The organism is Streptomyces sp. NPDC086023, from assembly GCF_044540325.1.
In the GTDB taxonomy this organism is placed as follows: Bacteria; Actinomycetota; Actinomycetes; order Streptomycetales; family Streptomycetaceae; genus Streptomyces.
In genome coordinates this window covers 56,826-70,577 of record NZ_JBITRX010000002.1, presented here as the reverse complement: position 1 = coordinate 70,577, position 13,752 = coordinate 56,826, and the positions used below count along the sequence as shown (strand labels likewise).

Genomic DNA, 13,752 nt, shown 5'->3' with positions numbered 1-13,752 from the left:
CGCGCGGTCCCGCCCGGCCGGCTGGCCGGCGGGGCGGGGGCGTGCCCGGCGCGGGTCAGCGGCGGACGGCGTCCAGCACGGTGCCGAGGTCCACGAACTTGAAGCCGGTGGCCTCCCGGCCGGCCGGGGCCGGGGTGGCCTGGCCGTCCTGGACGACGAGGAGTCCGCGCGGGTAGCGGCGGCCGAGCGGGCCGGTGAAGGCCGCGGCGCCGTCGCAGACCTCGGAGCCGTCGAGCACGGAGTTGCGGGCGCCGATGCGGAAGCCGCCGCGGTAGGCGTTGCGGTCGGCGACGTCCCGGTCGTACAGGGCGAAGGTGTTGTCGCCCTGGCTGGAGGCCAGCAGGTAGCCGTGGCCGCCGCGGCGGACCAGGGTCAGGCCCTCGACGTCGGCGGTGAGGTGCTTGCCGCCGTAGCCGGGGTCGGCGCCGGGCGTGCACTCCTCGGTGTCCTCGTCGTACGTGGCCGGCACGCCGTAGTCGCGCACCTTGTCGATCAGCTTGGGGGTGCCCTTGAGGTCGGCGCTGATGCGCCAGATGCCCACGTCCTCCTGGCCCGCGTAGAGCATGCCGTTCAGCGGGTCCACCACCATGCCCTCGATCTGCGGCAGTTCGCCGGGCTCTCCGCAGGGGCGCCAGGTCTTGCCGTTGGGGAGCCGGAAGGAGGAGGGCAGGTCGAGGGTGCGGACGGTGCGGTAGGTGACGGTGCCGGTGGCGGTCGGGCGCAGCTCCAGCAGGGCGACGCGGGTCCGCTCGCGGCGGCTGACCAGGGCGTACGAGCGGCCGGTGCGCGGGTCGGTCCAGGTGGCCAGGCCGTAGACGGTGCGCTGGTCGTTGATCTGGTCCTGGTCGCGGTTGAAGACCGGCGGAACGGCCTTGTCGGTGACGTCGACGAGCGGGCCGCCGCGGTGGCCGGGGGCGATGCGGTGGAAGCGGAGGCGGTCGTTGCCGCGGTCGGTGGTGACGGCCAGGTCGGCCCGGCCGGTGGACAGGCGCAGGCCGTGCACCAGGTCGACGTTGTTGAAGCGGCCGGGGGCGTCGTCGGGCCGGCCGGTGGAGGGCGGGGTGATCTTCTGGACGGTGCGGGCGTCGAGGTCGTAGACGCGCAGGCCGCCCTCCTTGGCGGTGGCGATGACCAGGCTGCGGTCGGGGTCGGACGGGTTGCGCCAGATCGCCGGGTCGTCGGCGTTGGCGTTGCCGCCGGCCTCGTCGTCGTACAGCGTCGCGGTCTCGGCGCGGGGGGTCACCACGGGCAGGGCGCCGGCGGCGCCGGCCGGGCCGGGCTGGGCCTGGGCGGGGACGACGGCGGCGAGCACGGCGAGGGCCGAGGTGAGGACGAGGGCCGCCGTACGGACGGGACGGGGCTTGGTCATGAGGGGGTCTCCCGACTGTCAGGAACACGCAGATCGGGCGAGAGAATCGAACGGGGAGGCGGCGGGCGGGCCTACGCGGTCCGGCCGGGGACCGTCCGCATGGTGAACACCCGGGGCGGTGTGCCGGGGCGGGCACGCGCGGGGCCTGCGCCGGGGTTCGGGCCGGATCTCCGCCGGGCCCTCGAATGTCCCCGCGGCCTCCGGGAGTTCCCCGATCGGCAACAGCGCGATCGCGGATCCGTGACGAACGGGCGGACGGCGTTACCCTGCGGGATCCGGCCACGCTACTTTCCTCCCCGAGGTTCAACGGCTGCCGCTCGGCGGCACCTCGCGCAGGGGAGACGTGACATGAAGCGGAGCGGTCGGAGAGCGGTGTTCGCGACGGCGGCACTGTGCGGTGCGCTGGTGCTGACCGGTTGCAAGGGCGACGGGGACGCCGCCGGGGCGCCGAAGGCCCCCGCGCCCGGGAAGCCCGCCGCCTCCGCGCCCGTGGCGCCCGGCGGGACGGCGAGCGCCACCCCCGACGCGAAGCCGACCGCCGAGGGCAAGCCGGCCTCGACCACCGCGCCGCCGAAGGCCCCGGCCGGGAAGCCGAAGGCGCCCGCCACGGCCAAGCCGGGGGCGACCCCGTCCTGCGACCACAAGATGCCGATCTCCCCGGACGAGATCGCGGTGTACCGGTACACGCCCGAGGGCGGGTTCCTGAGCCTGATCGTGCGGCACGGCAACTGGGGCTGCGGGACGCCGGACTCGGACGGGGCGCCGTTCGAGACGGTGGGGGTCGAGACCTTCATCCCGCTCGACCAGGCCGCGTCCATCACGGTGGTCACCCCGATCGTGGAGTCCACCGAGAACCAGAAGATCGGCGTCCAGGAGTTCCTCGACTGGCTGGAGGCGCACCCGAACTCGGGCCTGGTCTTCAGGTACAGCCTGGGCAAGGACGGGGCGATCCACCAGCTGGACCAGGTCTTCACGCCCTGACCCGGGGGACCTCCGAAAAGCACCGTGGCGGGACCTGCCCACCGGGTTCCGCCACGGGTGATCGATACTGGGCGCCGTGACGGGGACGGTGCTCGCGGGCTTCCTGCCGATCTGGTCCATCACCGCCGTGGGGTGGGCGGCCGGGCGCTTCGACGTCCTCGGGCCGCACGCGCAGGGGGTGCTGGGCCGGTTCGCGTTCACCTTCGCCATGCCGGCGCTGCTGTTCCTGACGATGTCCAGGTCCCGGGTCGGCGACCTGTTCCAGCCCGGGGTGCTCGTCTTCGCGCTCAGCCTGCTGGCCGTGTTCGCGGCGGGACTGGTGCTGGGGCACCGGGTGTTCCGGCGCGGGCCCGGCGAGCGGGCGATCGGAGCGATGGCCGCCGCGTACGTGAACTCGGCGAACCTGGGCATCCCGGTGGCCGTGCACGTGCTGAAGGACACCTCGTTCCTGGTGGCGGCGGCGCTCTTCCAGACCCTGCTGATCACTCCGCTGATCCTCACGCTGATCGACCTCGGGACCCGGCGCGGGACGCGGGAGCGCTGGCTGGCGCTGCTGAAGCTGCCGTTCCGGAACCCGATCGTGGCGGCCTCGGGGTGCGGGCTGGCGGTGGCGGCGCTGGGCCTTCCGCTGCCGCACGAGGTGACCGGGCCCCTGCAACTGCTGGGCGGGGCGGCCGTGCCGGCAGCGCTGTTCGCCCTCGGGATGTCCCTGCACGCCCGGGTGCGGCCGGACGCCGGGGGCCGGGCCGAACGGGGGGTGCTGGTCACGCTGAAGGTGGTGGGGCAGCCGCTCCTCGCGTACGCGCTGGGGCGCTGGGCGTTCGGGCTCGACGGGCACGCGCTGCTGTCGGTGGTGCTGGTGGCCGGGCTGCCGACGGCCCAGAACGCCTTCCTCTTCGCCTCCGAGTACCGGCTGGACACCGATCTGGCCAGGGACACCGTCCTGCTGTCCACGCTCTGCTCGATGGCGTCCCTGACGGCGATCGCCTGGCTGCTGGCCTGAGACCGGGCCCGTTCGGCCGGACGGGTGAGTCGCGGGGGCGCGGGAACGGTGCCATTCTGAGCACGCCGGCACCGGGCGGGCCCGGTGCGGCGTGCCCGAGGAGTGACCTGCCATGTCCGGAAGCCGCCGGCGGGGGCGAGGGGTCCTGCTGCTGGCCTGCGCGTCGTCGGTGGCCCTGACGCTCGCCGTGCCGGCCCCGGCGGGGGCGTACACGCTGGGCAACCATGCGGAGATCACCCGGGCCGCGCTGCCGTGGCAGCCGCTCACCGAGGACCAGATCGCGAGCCCGGTGCGGGGCGCGGTGGTCGCGAGTGACGTCGACCCGGCCTTCCGGCACCAGGGGCCGATGCACTGCGACAACGCCGACTGGTTCCCGGACGGCACGTACCCGCGCACGATCGAGGACCGCAACACCGAGCTGACGGCCTGCGCCACCGGGGCGCTGGCGCAGTTCGAGGCGGCCGTGGCGGCGGCGGACGGGCTCGTCGACGAGCACGGCCGGGTGCCCGAGAGCCAGACCGAGCTGCGTACCGACTGTGTCTGGAACGGGCCGAACCGGCGGGCCAAGTGCGAGGTGATCCGGCACCTCGGGCTGGCCTGGCACGCCGTGGAGGACTTCTACGCGCACAGCAACTGGGCGGACGTGGCCGGGTCCGGGTCCCTGGGCATCACGAACCCGGCGGGGCTGGAGCGGCGGGAGGTCGCGCCGTTCTTCGCGTTCTCGCGCTACGCGCACATGAGCGACGCCGCCGTCCGCCGGGACATCGTCCAGAGAGCGCCGGACGAGCTGACCACCGGCTGCTACGAGGACCTGGACTCGGCCGGCGTCGAGCAGGACTGCGCGGGCCGGGTCGGCCACGCCGACCTGGCGAAGGACTTCCGGGGCATGCCGCGCACCCGGGCCGAGCACAACTTCGACCGGGCCGCGGTGCTGGCCCAGGAGGGGATCGGGCGCCAGTGGGCGGACTTCCAGGAGGAGCTGCGGACCGCTTATCCGGGCGGGCGGGGCGAGCTGATGGTCTGCGCCCTGGTCCACGACACGCCGTGGGAGAGCTGCCGCTGACCCCGTCGGCCCGGTCAGCCGCGGGGGACGACCGTGGACAGGACCCTGGGCAGCGGGTACCAGTCCGCGGAGATGATGCTGGCGTGGCCGCGGGCCAGGAGGTTCACCCGGTCCAGGGCCTGCGCCTCCGTGGGGCGGGTGCCGTCGATGGCGGGGGCCACGCCCGCCGCGTCGGTCATCACCAGGAGGTAGTGCCGCTGGTCGTACCAGGCGGCGTCGGCCGTGCCGGTGACGTAGGCGTTGGCGTCGCCGTCGAAGACCACGAACCAAGGGCGGATCGAGGCGTCGGCGTAGCGGGTGCGCGGGTCGCCGGCGGCGGCGCGGAGGACCGCCGGGAAGACGCCGGCCTGGCCGAGGCGGCCCGCGCCGGCGAGGTCGCGCAGGTACTGGGCGTACTCGCGGTCGGTCCAGAGGGTGTCGTTGGGGTTGTCCTGCTCGACGGTGCCGGGGATCAGCTCGACGACGAACTTCCCGGCCAGGGCGGAGCGGGCGGGCCAGCCGCGCGCCTGCACGGCCGCGTCGAGGTCGGGGTACCCGGCGGCCAGCTCGGCGGGCCGGTAGAGCGCGTCGCCCAGCTTTGCGGTGAGCAGCGCGTCGAGCTGGGCGGGGCCCCGGCTCAGGTTGGACGCGAAGCCGTCCTTCAGCTCCATCTTGATGAGCACGGGCCGGTGGCCGGGGTGCCCGTCGTGCCAGGCGCGCAGGTCGGAGAGGCAGCCCGCGAGGTTCTGGTTGCGGGACTTGGTGCGCAGCTGGGCGGGGCTGGTGGCGTTCTCGCAGTTGTTGTCGTTGCCGAAGGGGTTGCTGTGCGAGACCCGCCAGGAACTGCCGAAGAAGTTGGTCCACACGTCGAGTTCGAGCATGGCCGCGCCGGAGTCCAGGGCGTCGGCGAGGTAGGGGAACTTCGACTTCTCGTAGGCGTTGTGGACGCCGACCCCGGTGGAGGCCGAGTAGGCCTGGTCCGCGGACGCCTCCGCGGACGCCTTGTGGACCGCGGCGCCGGCCGGTGCCGCGGTCAGGGCGCCCACGGCCAGGGCCAGTCCCGCCAGTGCCGCTCCCGTGCGTACCAGTCTCCGCATACCAGCGCTCCCCTCGCTCGTCGGTCAACGAGGGGGGAGCGTAGGGGAGTTGGGTGGCCGTGGGGAAGACGTCGGGTTACCGATCAGTACGGCGGGTTCCCGCCGTGTCCGGGGGGCTTGCGTCAGCGGCCGTTTGCTGCCAAGTCCGTTTCTGCGGGCTGATGTTGGGCGACCACGCGGCTACGGGTACGGGTGTCCCTCCGTTCCAGGGCGCCGGACAGCAGGGCGAGGGCCAGGGCGGCCGCGGCGAGGGCGGCGCCCACCCAGTCGGGGGCCGTGTACCCGTACCCGGCGGAGATCACCAGGCCGCCGAGCCAGGCGGCCAGGGCGTTGCCGAGGTTGAAGGCGCCGATGTTGACGGCGGAGGCGAGGGTGGGGGCGCCGGCGGCCTGGTCGAGGACCCGCTTCTGGAGGGGCGGTACGGTCGCGAAGCCGAGGGCGCCGACGAGGGCGAGGGTGACGGCGGCGGCCGCCTTGTGGTGGGCGGTGACGGTGAACAGGGCCAGCGTCACGGCGAGGGCGCCGAGGCTCGCGTACAGCATCGGCATCAGGGCGCGGTCGGCGAACCGGCCGCCGACGAGGTTGCCGCCGACCATGCCGAGGCCGAACAGGACCAGGAGCCAGGTGACGGAGGAGCCGGCGAAGCCGGTGACCCCGGTCAGCATCGGGGCGATGTAGGTGATGGCCGCGAAGACGCCGCCGAACCCGAGCACGGTCATCGCCATGGCGAGCAGCACCTGGACGTTGCGGAAGGCCGCCAGCTCGTGGCGGAGCCGCACGCCCTCGGGGCGGGGCAGCTCGGGGACCAGCCGGGCGATGCCGAGCAGTCCGACCACGCCGAGGGCCGCGACGACGAGGAAGGTGACGCGCCAGCCCGCACGCTGCCCGAGGAAGGTGCCGAGGGGCACGCCGACGACGTTGGCGACGGTCAGGCCCGTGAACATCAGGGCGATGGCCCCGGCCCGCCTGGCCGGGGCGACGAGGCCCGCCGCGACGACGGAGCCGATGCCGAAGAAGGCGCCGTGGGCGAGGGAGGCGACGATGCGGCCCGCGAGCATGACGCCGAAGGCGGGCGCGAGGGCGGAGAGCAGGTTGCCCGCGACGAACAGGCCCATCAGCAGCATGAGCATCCGCTTGCGCGGGACCCTGGTGCCGAGGGCGGTCATCAGCGGGGCCCCGGCCACGACACCGAGGGCGTAGCCGGTCACGAGCAGTCCGGCGGCGGGGATGGTGACGCCGAAGTCGGCGGCGACCTCGGGGAGCAACCCCATGATCACGAACTCGGTGGTGCCGATGCCGAAGGCACCGATCGCGAGGGCGAGGAGGGCGAGGGGCATGGGAGGAGGGGCCTTCCCGGGAGTGCGGTGCGTGCGATTCATTGCAGGAGCCGTTAACGAGCGTCCACAATAGTTGCAGACGCGGGTTATTTGCAAGCGCGGTACATTGGGGGTGACGTCGTACGGAGGAGGAGAGGAGCGCCCGATGACCGCCACGGACGCCTCGCTGACCGGCCTGGCCCAGGGCTGGTGCGCGCTGTCGCTGCTGCACGGCCGGATCGAGGCCCACCTGGAGCGGGCCCTGCAGGCCGGCCACGGGCTCAGCGTGCGCGAGTTCTCCCTCTTGGACGTGCTCAGCCGGCAGCACGACGGACCCGGCGGGCACCTGCAGATGAAGCAGGTCGCCGACGCCGTCGTCCTCAGCCAGAGCGCAACGACCCGCCTGGTCACGCGGCTGGAGGAGCGCGGGCTGCTCTCCCGCTACCTGTGCCCCACCGACCGGCGCGGGATCTACACCGAGGTGAGCGAGGCGGGCGCGGCCCTGCTGGCGGAGGCCCGGCCCACGAACGGGGCCGCGCTGCACGAGGCCCTGACGGAGGCCGCCACCCGTCCCGAGCTGGCGCCGCTGGTGGAGGCACTGGGCGCGGTGGGGGCGGCCGCGGCGGGCGCGGCGCGCGGCTGACGCGGCGCGCGGCTGACATGGGAAGGGGCCGGGGGCCCGGGGACGCCGGGGGGCGGGGAACGCCGGGGCGGGTCGGGAAAGGGCCCCCGCCTACGGTGTGCGAGGCTGCGGCCATGACTGTCGAACCCAGTGAATTCGTCAAGCGGTTGCCCCTCGGAGAGCGCATCCCGATGCCCGAGGGCGGCATACCGTTCTGGGAGGTGTTCCCCTACGAGGGGGACCTCCGGATCAAGGTGCTGGACGAGCCCGTGCTGCCCGAGCCCCCGCGGGAGGGCGAGGAGGACCGGCCCTGCAAGGTGTGCCCGTCGGCGGACGGCGCGTACGACGGCATCCTGTGGAGCGACGAGCACTGGTGGGTACGCGGCTTCGCCGATCCTGAGGGGCTGCCCGCGATGGTGATGCTGCTGCCGCGCGCGCACTTCGACCTGGCGGACATGCCCCCGGCGCGGGCCGCGGAGCTGGGCCCGGTGCTCCAGCGGGTGGAGCAGGCGGTGATGTCGGCGGGCGGCGTCGCGCGGGTCCACGTCAACCGGTACGGCGACGGGGCCGAGCACCTGCACTGGTGGTTCTTCGCACGCCCGGCCGGCATGCTGCAGCTGCGCGGGACCTGCCTGCCGCTGTGGGGCGACGTGCTGCCCAAGGTGCCCCTGGAGGAGTGGCGGGAGACGCACCGGCGGATCGCGCGGGCGCTGGCGGCCGGGGGCGGCACGGCGCACGTGTAGGCGGGGAAGGGCTCGCAGGCGGGCCGCGCACCCCGCGGCCGGGAGGCCCTCCGACGCCTCGCCGAAACGTTCCGTCAGGCGTCCAGCGACGCGTACCGGACTCCGGTGAGGTCCTCGGAGGCGGCCCAGAGGCGTTCGCCCGAGGCGTCGTCGAGCGTCCATCCGGCCCGCCAGGACCGGGTGGGCGCCCCACGCCAGCCCAGTCTCGGCCCGATGAAGGCGTCGGGGGCCACCCCGGGCGCGGTGGCGGCGTACAGGCTGGGCAGGGCTCCGGCCGCGGCGGGCTGGGCGACGACCCGGTTGGCCAGCTCCATCATCCGCTCGGCGGCCCGGCGGCCCTCCTGCCGGGCGGCCGCCGTCTGGAGGTTCGTGGCCGCGTAGCCGGGGTGGGCGGCGGCCGCGACGACGCCCGAGCCGGCCGCCGCAAGCCGCCGGGACAGCTCGTGGACGAAGAGCAGATTGGCGGTCTTGGAGCGGCCGTACGCGATCCAACGGCGGTACCGGCGCTCGGCGTTGAGGTCGCCGTGGTCCAGGTCGGACAGGGCGTGGAAGCCGCTGGAGAGGGTGACCACCCGGGCCCCGCGGGTGCGCAGCAGGGCGGGCATCAGCAGTCCGGTGAGCGCGAAGTGGCCGAGGTGGTTGACCCCGAACTGCGTCTCGAAGCCGTCCGCGGTGCGGCCGTACGGCAGGGCCATCACGCCCGCGTTGTTGACGAGCAGGTCGAGTCCGGGGTGCCGGTCGGCGTGGCCGGCGGCGAACTTCCGTACGGAGGACAGGTCCGCGAGGTCGAGCGGCTCGAACACGACGTCCGCCCCGGGGACTTCGGCGCGCAGTCGGACGAGGGCCGCCTCTCCCCTGCTCCGGCTGCGGCAGGCGAGTACGACGTGCGCCCCGGCCCGGGCCAGCTCGCGGGCGGTCACGTAGCCGATGCCGCTGTTGGCCCCGGTGACCACCGCGGTGCGCCCCCGCTGGGAGGGGATGTCCTGCGCGCTCCACGCCGCCATTGCCCGCACTCTCCTTCCGGCCGCGGCACCGGACCGGGCACCCTCCCCCGGTCCGCCGCCGGGACCACCCGATTCCCGAAACCCGGTTCCCGACACCCGCATCATGCCGCTACCGGCGGTAACAGCGCCATGCGGGTTCCGGTGGCGGGTGCCGCCCCCGGCCGTCCCGGTTTGCCGCCCCGGCGGGTCCCGCGGGCCCCGGCGGCGTGAGGACGGCCACAGGGCCCGGAGCGCCCGTGCAGGTCAGGGGCCAGTAGAGTCGGGTCCCGCTCCCCTCCAGCTAGCCCCGAGGACCCGGCCCGTGAGTTCCCCAGTGCCCCCGTCACCGTCACCGTCACCCGTGACCGTCGTCGGGATCGGCGCGGACGGCTGGGCGGGCCTCTCCGCCACGGCCCGCGCGCAACTCTGCGCCGCCGAGGTCCTCATCGGCGGCGGGCGGCAGCTCGACCTGCTGCCCGAGGCGGACTGCCCGGGCGAACGGGTGGCCTGGCCCTCGCCGCTGCGGCCCGCCGTCCCGCGGCTGCTCGCCGCCCACGCCGGGCGCCGGATCGCCGTACTGGCCAGCGGGGACCCGATGTTCTACGGGATCGGCCGGGCCCTCACCGAGGAGCTGGGCGCCGGCCGGCTCCGGGTGCTGCCGCACCCGTCCTCCGTCTCGTACGCCTGCGCCCGGCTGGGCTGGCCGGTCGAGGAGACCGAGGTCGTCACGCTGGTGGGGCGGCCCGCTGCGGGCCTGGCCGCCGCCCTGCACGACGGGCGGCGGGTGCTGGTGCTGAGCGCGGGTGCCGGCACCCCCGCCGAGGTGGCCGCGCTGCTGCGGAAGCACGGCTTCGGGCCGAGCCGGATGACCGTACTGGAGCAGCTCGGGTCCGAGCGCGAGGACTCCTTCTCCGGGCGGGCCGAGGACTGGTCGCACGCTCCGGGCGATCCGCTGAACGTGATCGCGCTGGAGTGCCGGCGGGCCGAGGGCGCCCTGCGGCTGGCCGTCACGCCGGGCCTGCCGGACGCCGCGTACGAGCACGACGGGCAGCTGACCAAGCGTCACGTGCGGGCCGTCACGCTGGGTGCGCTGGCGCCCGCGCCCGGCGAGCTGCTGTGGGACATCGGCGGGGGCTCGGGGTCCATCGCCATCGAGTGGATGCGCGCGCACCGGTCCTGCCGGGCCGTGACCGTCGAGCGTGACGCCGTACGGGCCGAGCGCATCGGCCGCAACGCGCTCGCGCTCGGAGTGCCCGGACTGCGCGTGGTCGGCGGCGCCGCGCCGGAGGCGCTGGCCGAACTGCCGGTGCCGGACGCGGTGTTCATCGGCGGCGGCCTGACCGCGCCCGGGCTGCTGGAGGCCTGCTGGGCCGCGCTGCGGCCCGGTGGCCGACTGGTCGCCAACACCGTCACGCTGGAGTCCGAGGCGCTGCTCGCCCGGTGGCACCGGGAGCTGGGCGGCGAGCTGGTGAAGCTCGCGGTCTCCCACGCGGTGCCGGTGGGCGGGTTCACTGGCTGGCGGCAGGCGATGCCGATCACCCAGTGGTCCGTCAGCAAGCCGGGCGGCGCGGCGGAGCCTGCGGAGCCGGCGGAGACCACGGCTACGGCCGGCATCGGTACGACATCACATGCCACATCGGGAGATCGCACATGACCGTGTACTTCATCGGCGCCGGGCCCGGCGCCGCGGACCTGATCACGGTGCGCGGTGCGCGGACCCTGGCCTCCTGCCAGGTCTGCCTGTACGCGGGCAGCCTGGTCCCCCGGGAGCTGCTGGCCGAGTGCCCCCCGGACGCCCGGCTGGTGGACACCGCGCAGCTGAACCTCGACGAGATCGTCGCCGAGCTGGTGCGGGCCCACGAGGCCGGTCAGGACGTCGCTCGGCTGCACTCGGGCGACCCGTCCGTGTTCAGCGCGGTCGCCGAGCAGATGCGGCGCCTGGACCAGGCCGGGGTGCCGTACGAAGTGGTGCCGGGCGTACCGGCCTTCGCGGCGGCGGCCGCCGCGCTGAAGCGGGAGCTGACCGTGCCCACGGTCGGCCAGACGGTGATCCTGACCCGCATCGCGCAGCAGGCCACCCCGATGCCGCCGGGCGAGGACCTGGCGACCCTGGGCCGCAGCGGGGCACTGCTGGTGCTGCACCTGGCCACGCGGTACGTGGACCGGGTCGTGGAGGAACTGCTGCCGCACTACGGCGCCGACTGCCCGGCCGCGGTGGTGGCCATGGCCAGCCGCCCGGACGAGCTGGTGCTGCGCGGCACGCTCGACGACATCGCGGGGCAGGTGAAGGCGGCGGGCCTGGTGCGCACGGCGGTCATCATCGTGGGCCGGACCCTGGGCGCGGAGCAGTTCCGCGACAGCCACCTGTACTCGGCCGAGCGCGACCGGCATGTCTGCTAGTACGCCCGCGGCGGCGCACGTCCTGGTGCTGGGCGGCACCACCGAGGGGCGCCGCCTGGCCGAGGCGCTGGCCGGCGAGCCCGGCCTGCGCGTCACCAACTCGCTGGCCGGACGCGTGAACCGGCCCGTGCTGCCGCCCGGCGAGACCCGTATCGGCGGCTTCGGCGGCGCCGTGGGCCTGGCCGGCTGGCTGCGGGAGCACGGCGTGGACGCGGTGGTCGACGCCACGCACCCCTTCGCGGAGAAGATGAGCTTCAACGCGGCCGCGGCCACCGCAGCGGCCGGTGTGCCGCTGCTGGCGCTGCGCCGGCCTTCGTGGGCGCCGGTGCCGGGCGACGACTGGCACGAGGTGTCCACGCTGGAGGAGGCGGCGGCCGCGCTGCCGGGGCTGGGCGAGCGCGTCTTCCTGACCACCGGCCGGATGGGCCTGGCGGCCTTCGCCGGCCTGGACGACCTCTGGTTCCTGGTCCGCTCGGTGGACGCGCCGGAGGGCCCGCGCCCGGCCCGCACCGAAGTCCTGCTGGACCGGGGCCCGTTCACCCTGGACGGCGAGCGTGCCCTGCTGCGCACCCACGCCGTCGACGTCCTGGTCACCAAGGACAGCGGCGGCGCCGCCACGTCCCCGAAGCTCACCGCCGCCCGCGAGGCGAACGTCCCGGTCGTCATCGTCCGCCGCCCACCCGTCCCCCCGGGCGTCGCGGTCGCCACCACGGTTCCGGACGCCGTCACCTGGCTCCGTGGCACGTCACTTCGGCGCTGACGTCCGACCCGCCGTACGCCGGCCGGGCTGCCGGTGGCGCGTACGACCGCCTGCGGCGTCGCCCGTTGCCATGCGCCGTCGGGCACCGTACGGAACACCTCCTGACCGTCACCGGCGGGATGCAGCCGGGCGACTGCGGCGGCGTCCCCTTCCGGCACTGCCGCCGCTGTCACGGCTTCCCGTGGGACCGGCGCCACGACTGCCGCCGACCGCCCCTGCCCCGGCGTCCCCGGCATGACCTCCGGGGTAATCGACCAGGTCGTGGGCCGGCGGCGATGGTGGTCGCACGCAAGCGGCAACGAAAAGGGGTGCGGGGAATGTTCGCAGGTCGGCATGGTGTGGTCGCGGGTGCGGCGGCGGTGCTGGCGATGGGTGCGGTGGGGTTCGCCGGCGGCGGGACGGCCGCCATCGCAGGTGGCACCGCCGGGGCGCCGTCCTTCGGGGACTGTCCGGCGGTACGGGAGAAGGTGGACCGGCTGGAGGGCCGGATCACGCCCAACGCCTGTGCCTTCATGCAGCGGCAGCTCGCCTTCGGGCGGATGCCGACCGGCACTCCCCCGGCCCTCGGGGAGCTGGGGCACCCGCGGGTCAGGGCCTACGTGGACATCTTCGACGCGGACGCGTCCCTGTGGGAGGCCGGCGGCGCGGCGCAGCGGGGCCACAGCACGATCGGCACCTCCATCACCGGCTCGCTGCGACTCGCGCCCGACCTGCGCAACCGGGGCACGGACGTGGTGGCGGACGGCGCCGTGATGATGTTCGGCCAGTGGAACGAGGTGACCCTCAAGGGCCGTACCGTGGCCTACCCGCAGATCGCCCGCAACGTGCTCGGCGACGACGGCAGGACGCTCCAGGCGCGCCGCTACCACGACCGTGCCGCGCTGTTCCGCGACACCCTGCCGGGTGCGGTGCCGGACCTGTTCGGAGGCGTCACCGACCGGGCGGACGGCGCGCCTGGGACGCCCCGGCGGGCGCCGGAGCGGTTCCGTGCCGACGAGATCGCGGACCGGCTGGCCGCGTGGAACGGCGCGGACGCCGGGGCACTGGTCCGGCGCATGGCCGGAGCACGGCTGACCGGCCCGGGGCAGCGGGAGCAGCTGACCTCCCCGGAGGCGAAGACGGCGTACCTGGAGCGGCTGTTCGAGACCGCGGACCTGCGCTTCGAGGCCGGCCAGGCGGCCTTCGGGCGGACCACGACGTACGTGGAGTGGCACGGCACCGCCCGGATCCCCCTGCCCCAGGACGACCCGGCGGCGGAACCCCGCTTCCGCGAGGCCTCCTTCGGCATCGTGGAGCGCTTCGGGCCGGGCGGCGCGTAGGAGCTGTACTTCGACACGCTCCCGCTCGTCGCCGACCAGTCCCGGATCGGCGCCCTCTTCCGGCAGCTCGCCCAGCCGTAGCCCCTGGGGGCGGCGGGCACGGATCGGCATCAGTTC

The 13,752-nt window shown here is 75.0% G+C and carries 13 protein-coding genes; 9 read left to right on the top strand and 4 right to left on the bottom strand.

Annotated features, from left to right (window positions below; translation table 11 throughout):
* Positions 1–55: 55 nt before the first annotated feature.
* A complete protein-coding gene (locus ACIF6F_RS03630; protein WP_399940721.1) occupies positions 56–1,369 on the bottom strand; it encodes a phytase in 1,314 nt (437 codons plus the stop codon).
* Between the two features lie 348 nt (positions 1,370–1,717).
* Between ACIF6F_RS03630 and ACIF6F_RS03625 the strand changes: the two genes are divergently transcribed.
* The 3 genes from ACIF6F_RS03625 to ACIF6F_RS03615 all read left to right on the top strand — a co-directional run bounded on the left by ACIF6F_RS03625 (position 1,718) and on the right by ACIF6F_RS03615 (position 4,416).
* On the top strand, positions 1,718–2,350 hold the full coding sequence (locus tag ACIF6F_RS03625; protein ID WP_399940718.1) for a hypothetical protein: 633 nt from the start codon (positions 1,718–1,720) through the stop codon (positions 2,348–2,350).
* A 76-nt stretch (positions 2,351–2,426) separates the two neighbouring features.
* Positions 2,427–3,353: an AEC family transporter gene (locus ACIF6F_RS03620; protein ID WP_399940715.1), complete on the top strand. Its 927-nt coding sequence runs from the start codon at positions 2,427–2,429 to the stop codon at positions 3,351–3,353.
* A gap of 112 nt (positions 3,354–3,465) precedes the next feature.
* Positions 3,466–4,416 carry an HET-C-related protein gene (locus ACIF6F_RS03615; RefSeq protein ID WP_399940713.1) on the top strand — a complete coding sequence of 317 codons (951 nt, stop codon included), beginning with the start codon at positions 3,466–3,468 and terminating at the stop codon, positions 4,414–4,416.
* Positions 4,417–4,430: 14 nt separating this feature from the next.
* Here ACIF6F_RS03615 and ACIF6F_RS03610 read toward each other — a convergent pair whose 3' ends face one another.
* Both ACIF6F_RS03610 and ACIF6F_RS03605 read right to left on the bottom strand, forming a co-directional pair.
* Positions 4,431–5,492, bottom strand: coding sequence for a phosphatidylinositol-specific phospholipase C domain-containing protein (locus ACIF6F_RS03610; protein WP_399940710.1), 1,062 nt, complete (start codon positions 5,490–5,492; stop codon positions 4,431–4,433).
* Positions 5,493–5,614: 122 nt separating this feature from the next.
* A complete protein-coding gene (locus ACIF6F_RS03605) occupies positions 5,615–6,829 on the bottom strand; it encodes an MFS transporter (protein ID WP_399940707.1) in 1,215 nt (404 codons plus the stop codon).
* Between the two features lie 145 nt (positions 6,830–6,974).
* Here ACIF6F_RS03605 and ACIF6F_RS03600 point away from each other — a divergent pair, with 145 nt between their 5' ends.
* Both ACIF6F_RS03600 and ACIF6F_RS03595 read left to right on the top strand, forming a co-directional pair.
* Positions 6,975–7,451: a MarR family transcriptional regulator gene (locus ACIF6F_RS03600; protein ID WP_399940704.1), complete on the top strand. Its 477-nt coding sequence runs from the start codon at positions 6,975–6,977 to the stop codon at positions 7,449–7,451.
* 113 nt (positions 7,452–7,564) lie between these two features.
* Complete coding sequence (locus tag ACIF6F_RS03595) at positions 7,565–8,173, top strand: HIT family protein (protein WP_399940701.1); 609 nt, start codon at positions 7,565–7,567, stop codon at positions 8,171–8,173.
* A 74-nt stretch (positions 8,174–8,247) separates the two neighbouring features.
* Here the strand turns inward: ACIF6F_RS03595 and ACIF6F_RS03590 are convergent, their stop codons facing one another.
* A complete protein-coding gene (locus ACIF6F_RS03590; protein WP_399940698.1) occupies positions 8,248–9,177 on the bottom strand; it encodes an oxidoreductase in 930 nt (309 codons plus the stop codon).
* A 340-nt stretch (positions 9,178–9,517) separates the two neighbouring features.
* On the opposite strand from ACIF6F_RS03590, the gene cbiE reads away from it, so the two are divergent.
* The 4 genes from cbiE to ACIF6F_RS03570 all read left to right on the top strand — a co-directional run bounded on the left by cbiE (position 9,518) and on the right by ACIF6F_RS03570 (position 13,635).
* The gene (gene cbiE, locus ACIF6F_RS03585) at positions 9,518–10,810 is read left to right on the top strand and encodes a precorrin-6y C5,15-methyltransferase (decarboxylating) subunit CbiE (protein ID WP_399940695.1); all 1,293 of its coding nucleotides are present in this window, start codon (positions 9,518–9,520) and stop codon (positions 10,808–10,810) included.
* On the top strand, positions 10,807–11,556 hold the full coding sequence (cobM, locus tag ACIF6F_RS03580) for a precorrin-4 C(11)-methyltransferase (RefSeq protein ID WP_399940694.1): 750 nt from the start codon (positions 10,807–10,809) through the stop codon (positions 11,554–11,556). The genes cbiE and cobM overlap by 4 nt, the downstream gene beginning before the upstream one ends.
* On the top strand, positions 11,546–12,316 hold the full coding sequence (locus ACIF6F_RS03575) for a cobalt-precorrin-6A reductase (RefSeq protein WP_399940692.1): 771 nt from the start codon (positions 11,546–11,548) through the stop codon (positions 12,314–12,316). The genes cobM and ACIF6F_RS03575 overlap by 11 nt, the downstream gene beginning before the upstream one ends.
* A 317-nt stretch (positions 12,317–12,633) precedes the next feature.
* Positions 12,634–13,635 (top strand): hypothetical protein, encoded by a 1,002-nt coding sequence (locus ACIF6F_RS03570; protein ID WP_399940690.1) that lies wholly within the window; start codon positions 12,634–12,636, stop codon positions 13,633–13,635.
* Positions 13,636–13,752: the final 117 nt, after the last annotated feature.

Excerpts from the sequence above, each read along its gene's own strand:
- ACIF6F_RS03630 (WP_399940721.1), bottom strand. The coding sequence starts at position 1,369 with ATGACCAAGCCCCGTCCCGTCCGTACGGCGGCCCTCGTCCTCACCTCG.
- ACIF6F_RS03615 (WP_399940713.1), top strand. The coding sequence starts at position 3,466 with ATGTCCGGAAGCCGCCGGCGGGGGCGAGGGGTCCTGCTGCTGGCCTGC.
- ACIF6F_RS03575 (WP_399940692.1), top strand. The coding sequence starts at position 11,546 with ATGTCTGCTAGTACGCCCGCGGCGGCGCACGTCCTGGTGCTGGGCGGC.
- ACIF6F_RS03605 (WP_399940707.1), bottom strand. The coding sequence starts at position 6,829 with ATGCCCCTCGCCCTCCTCGCCCTCGCGATCGGTGCCTTCGGCATCGGC.
- ACIF6F_RS03625 (WP_399940718.1), top strand. The coding sequence starts at position 1,718 with ATGAAGCGGAGCGGTCGGAGAGCGGTGTTCGCGACGGCGGCACTGTGC.
- cobM (WP_399940694.1), top strand. The coding sequence starts at position 10,807 with ATGACCGTGTACTTCATCGGCGCCGGGCCCGGCGCCGCGGACCTGATC.
- ACIF6F_RS03595 (WP_399940701.1), top strand. The coding sequence starts at position 7,565 with ATGACTGTCGAACCCAGTGAATTCGTCAAGCGGTTGCCCCTCGGAGAG.
- ACIF6F_RS03570 (WP_399940690.1), top strand. The coding sequence starts at position 12,634 with ATGTTCGCAGGTCGGCATGGTGTGGTCGCGGGTGCGGCGGCGGTGCTG.
- ACIF6F_RS03590 (WP_399940698.1), bottom strand. The coding sequence starts at position 9,177 with ATGGCGGCGTGGAGCGCGCAGGACATCCCCTCCCAGCGGGGGCGCACC.
- ACIF6F_RS03610 (WP_399940710.1), bottom strand. The coding sequence starts at position 5,492 with ATGCGGAGACTGGTACGCACGGGAGCGGCACTGGCGGGACTGGCCCTG.
- ACIF6F_RS03600 (WP_399940704.1), top strand. The coding sequence starts at position 6,975 with ATGACCGCCACGGACGCCTCGCTGACCGGCCTGGCCCAGGGCTGGTGC.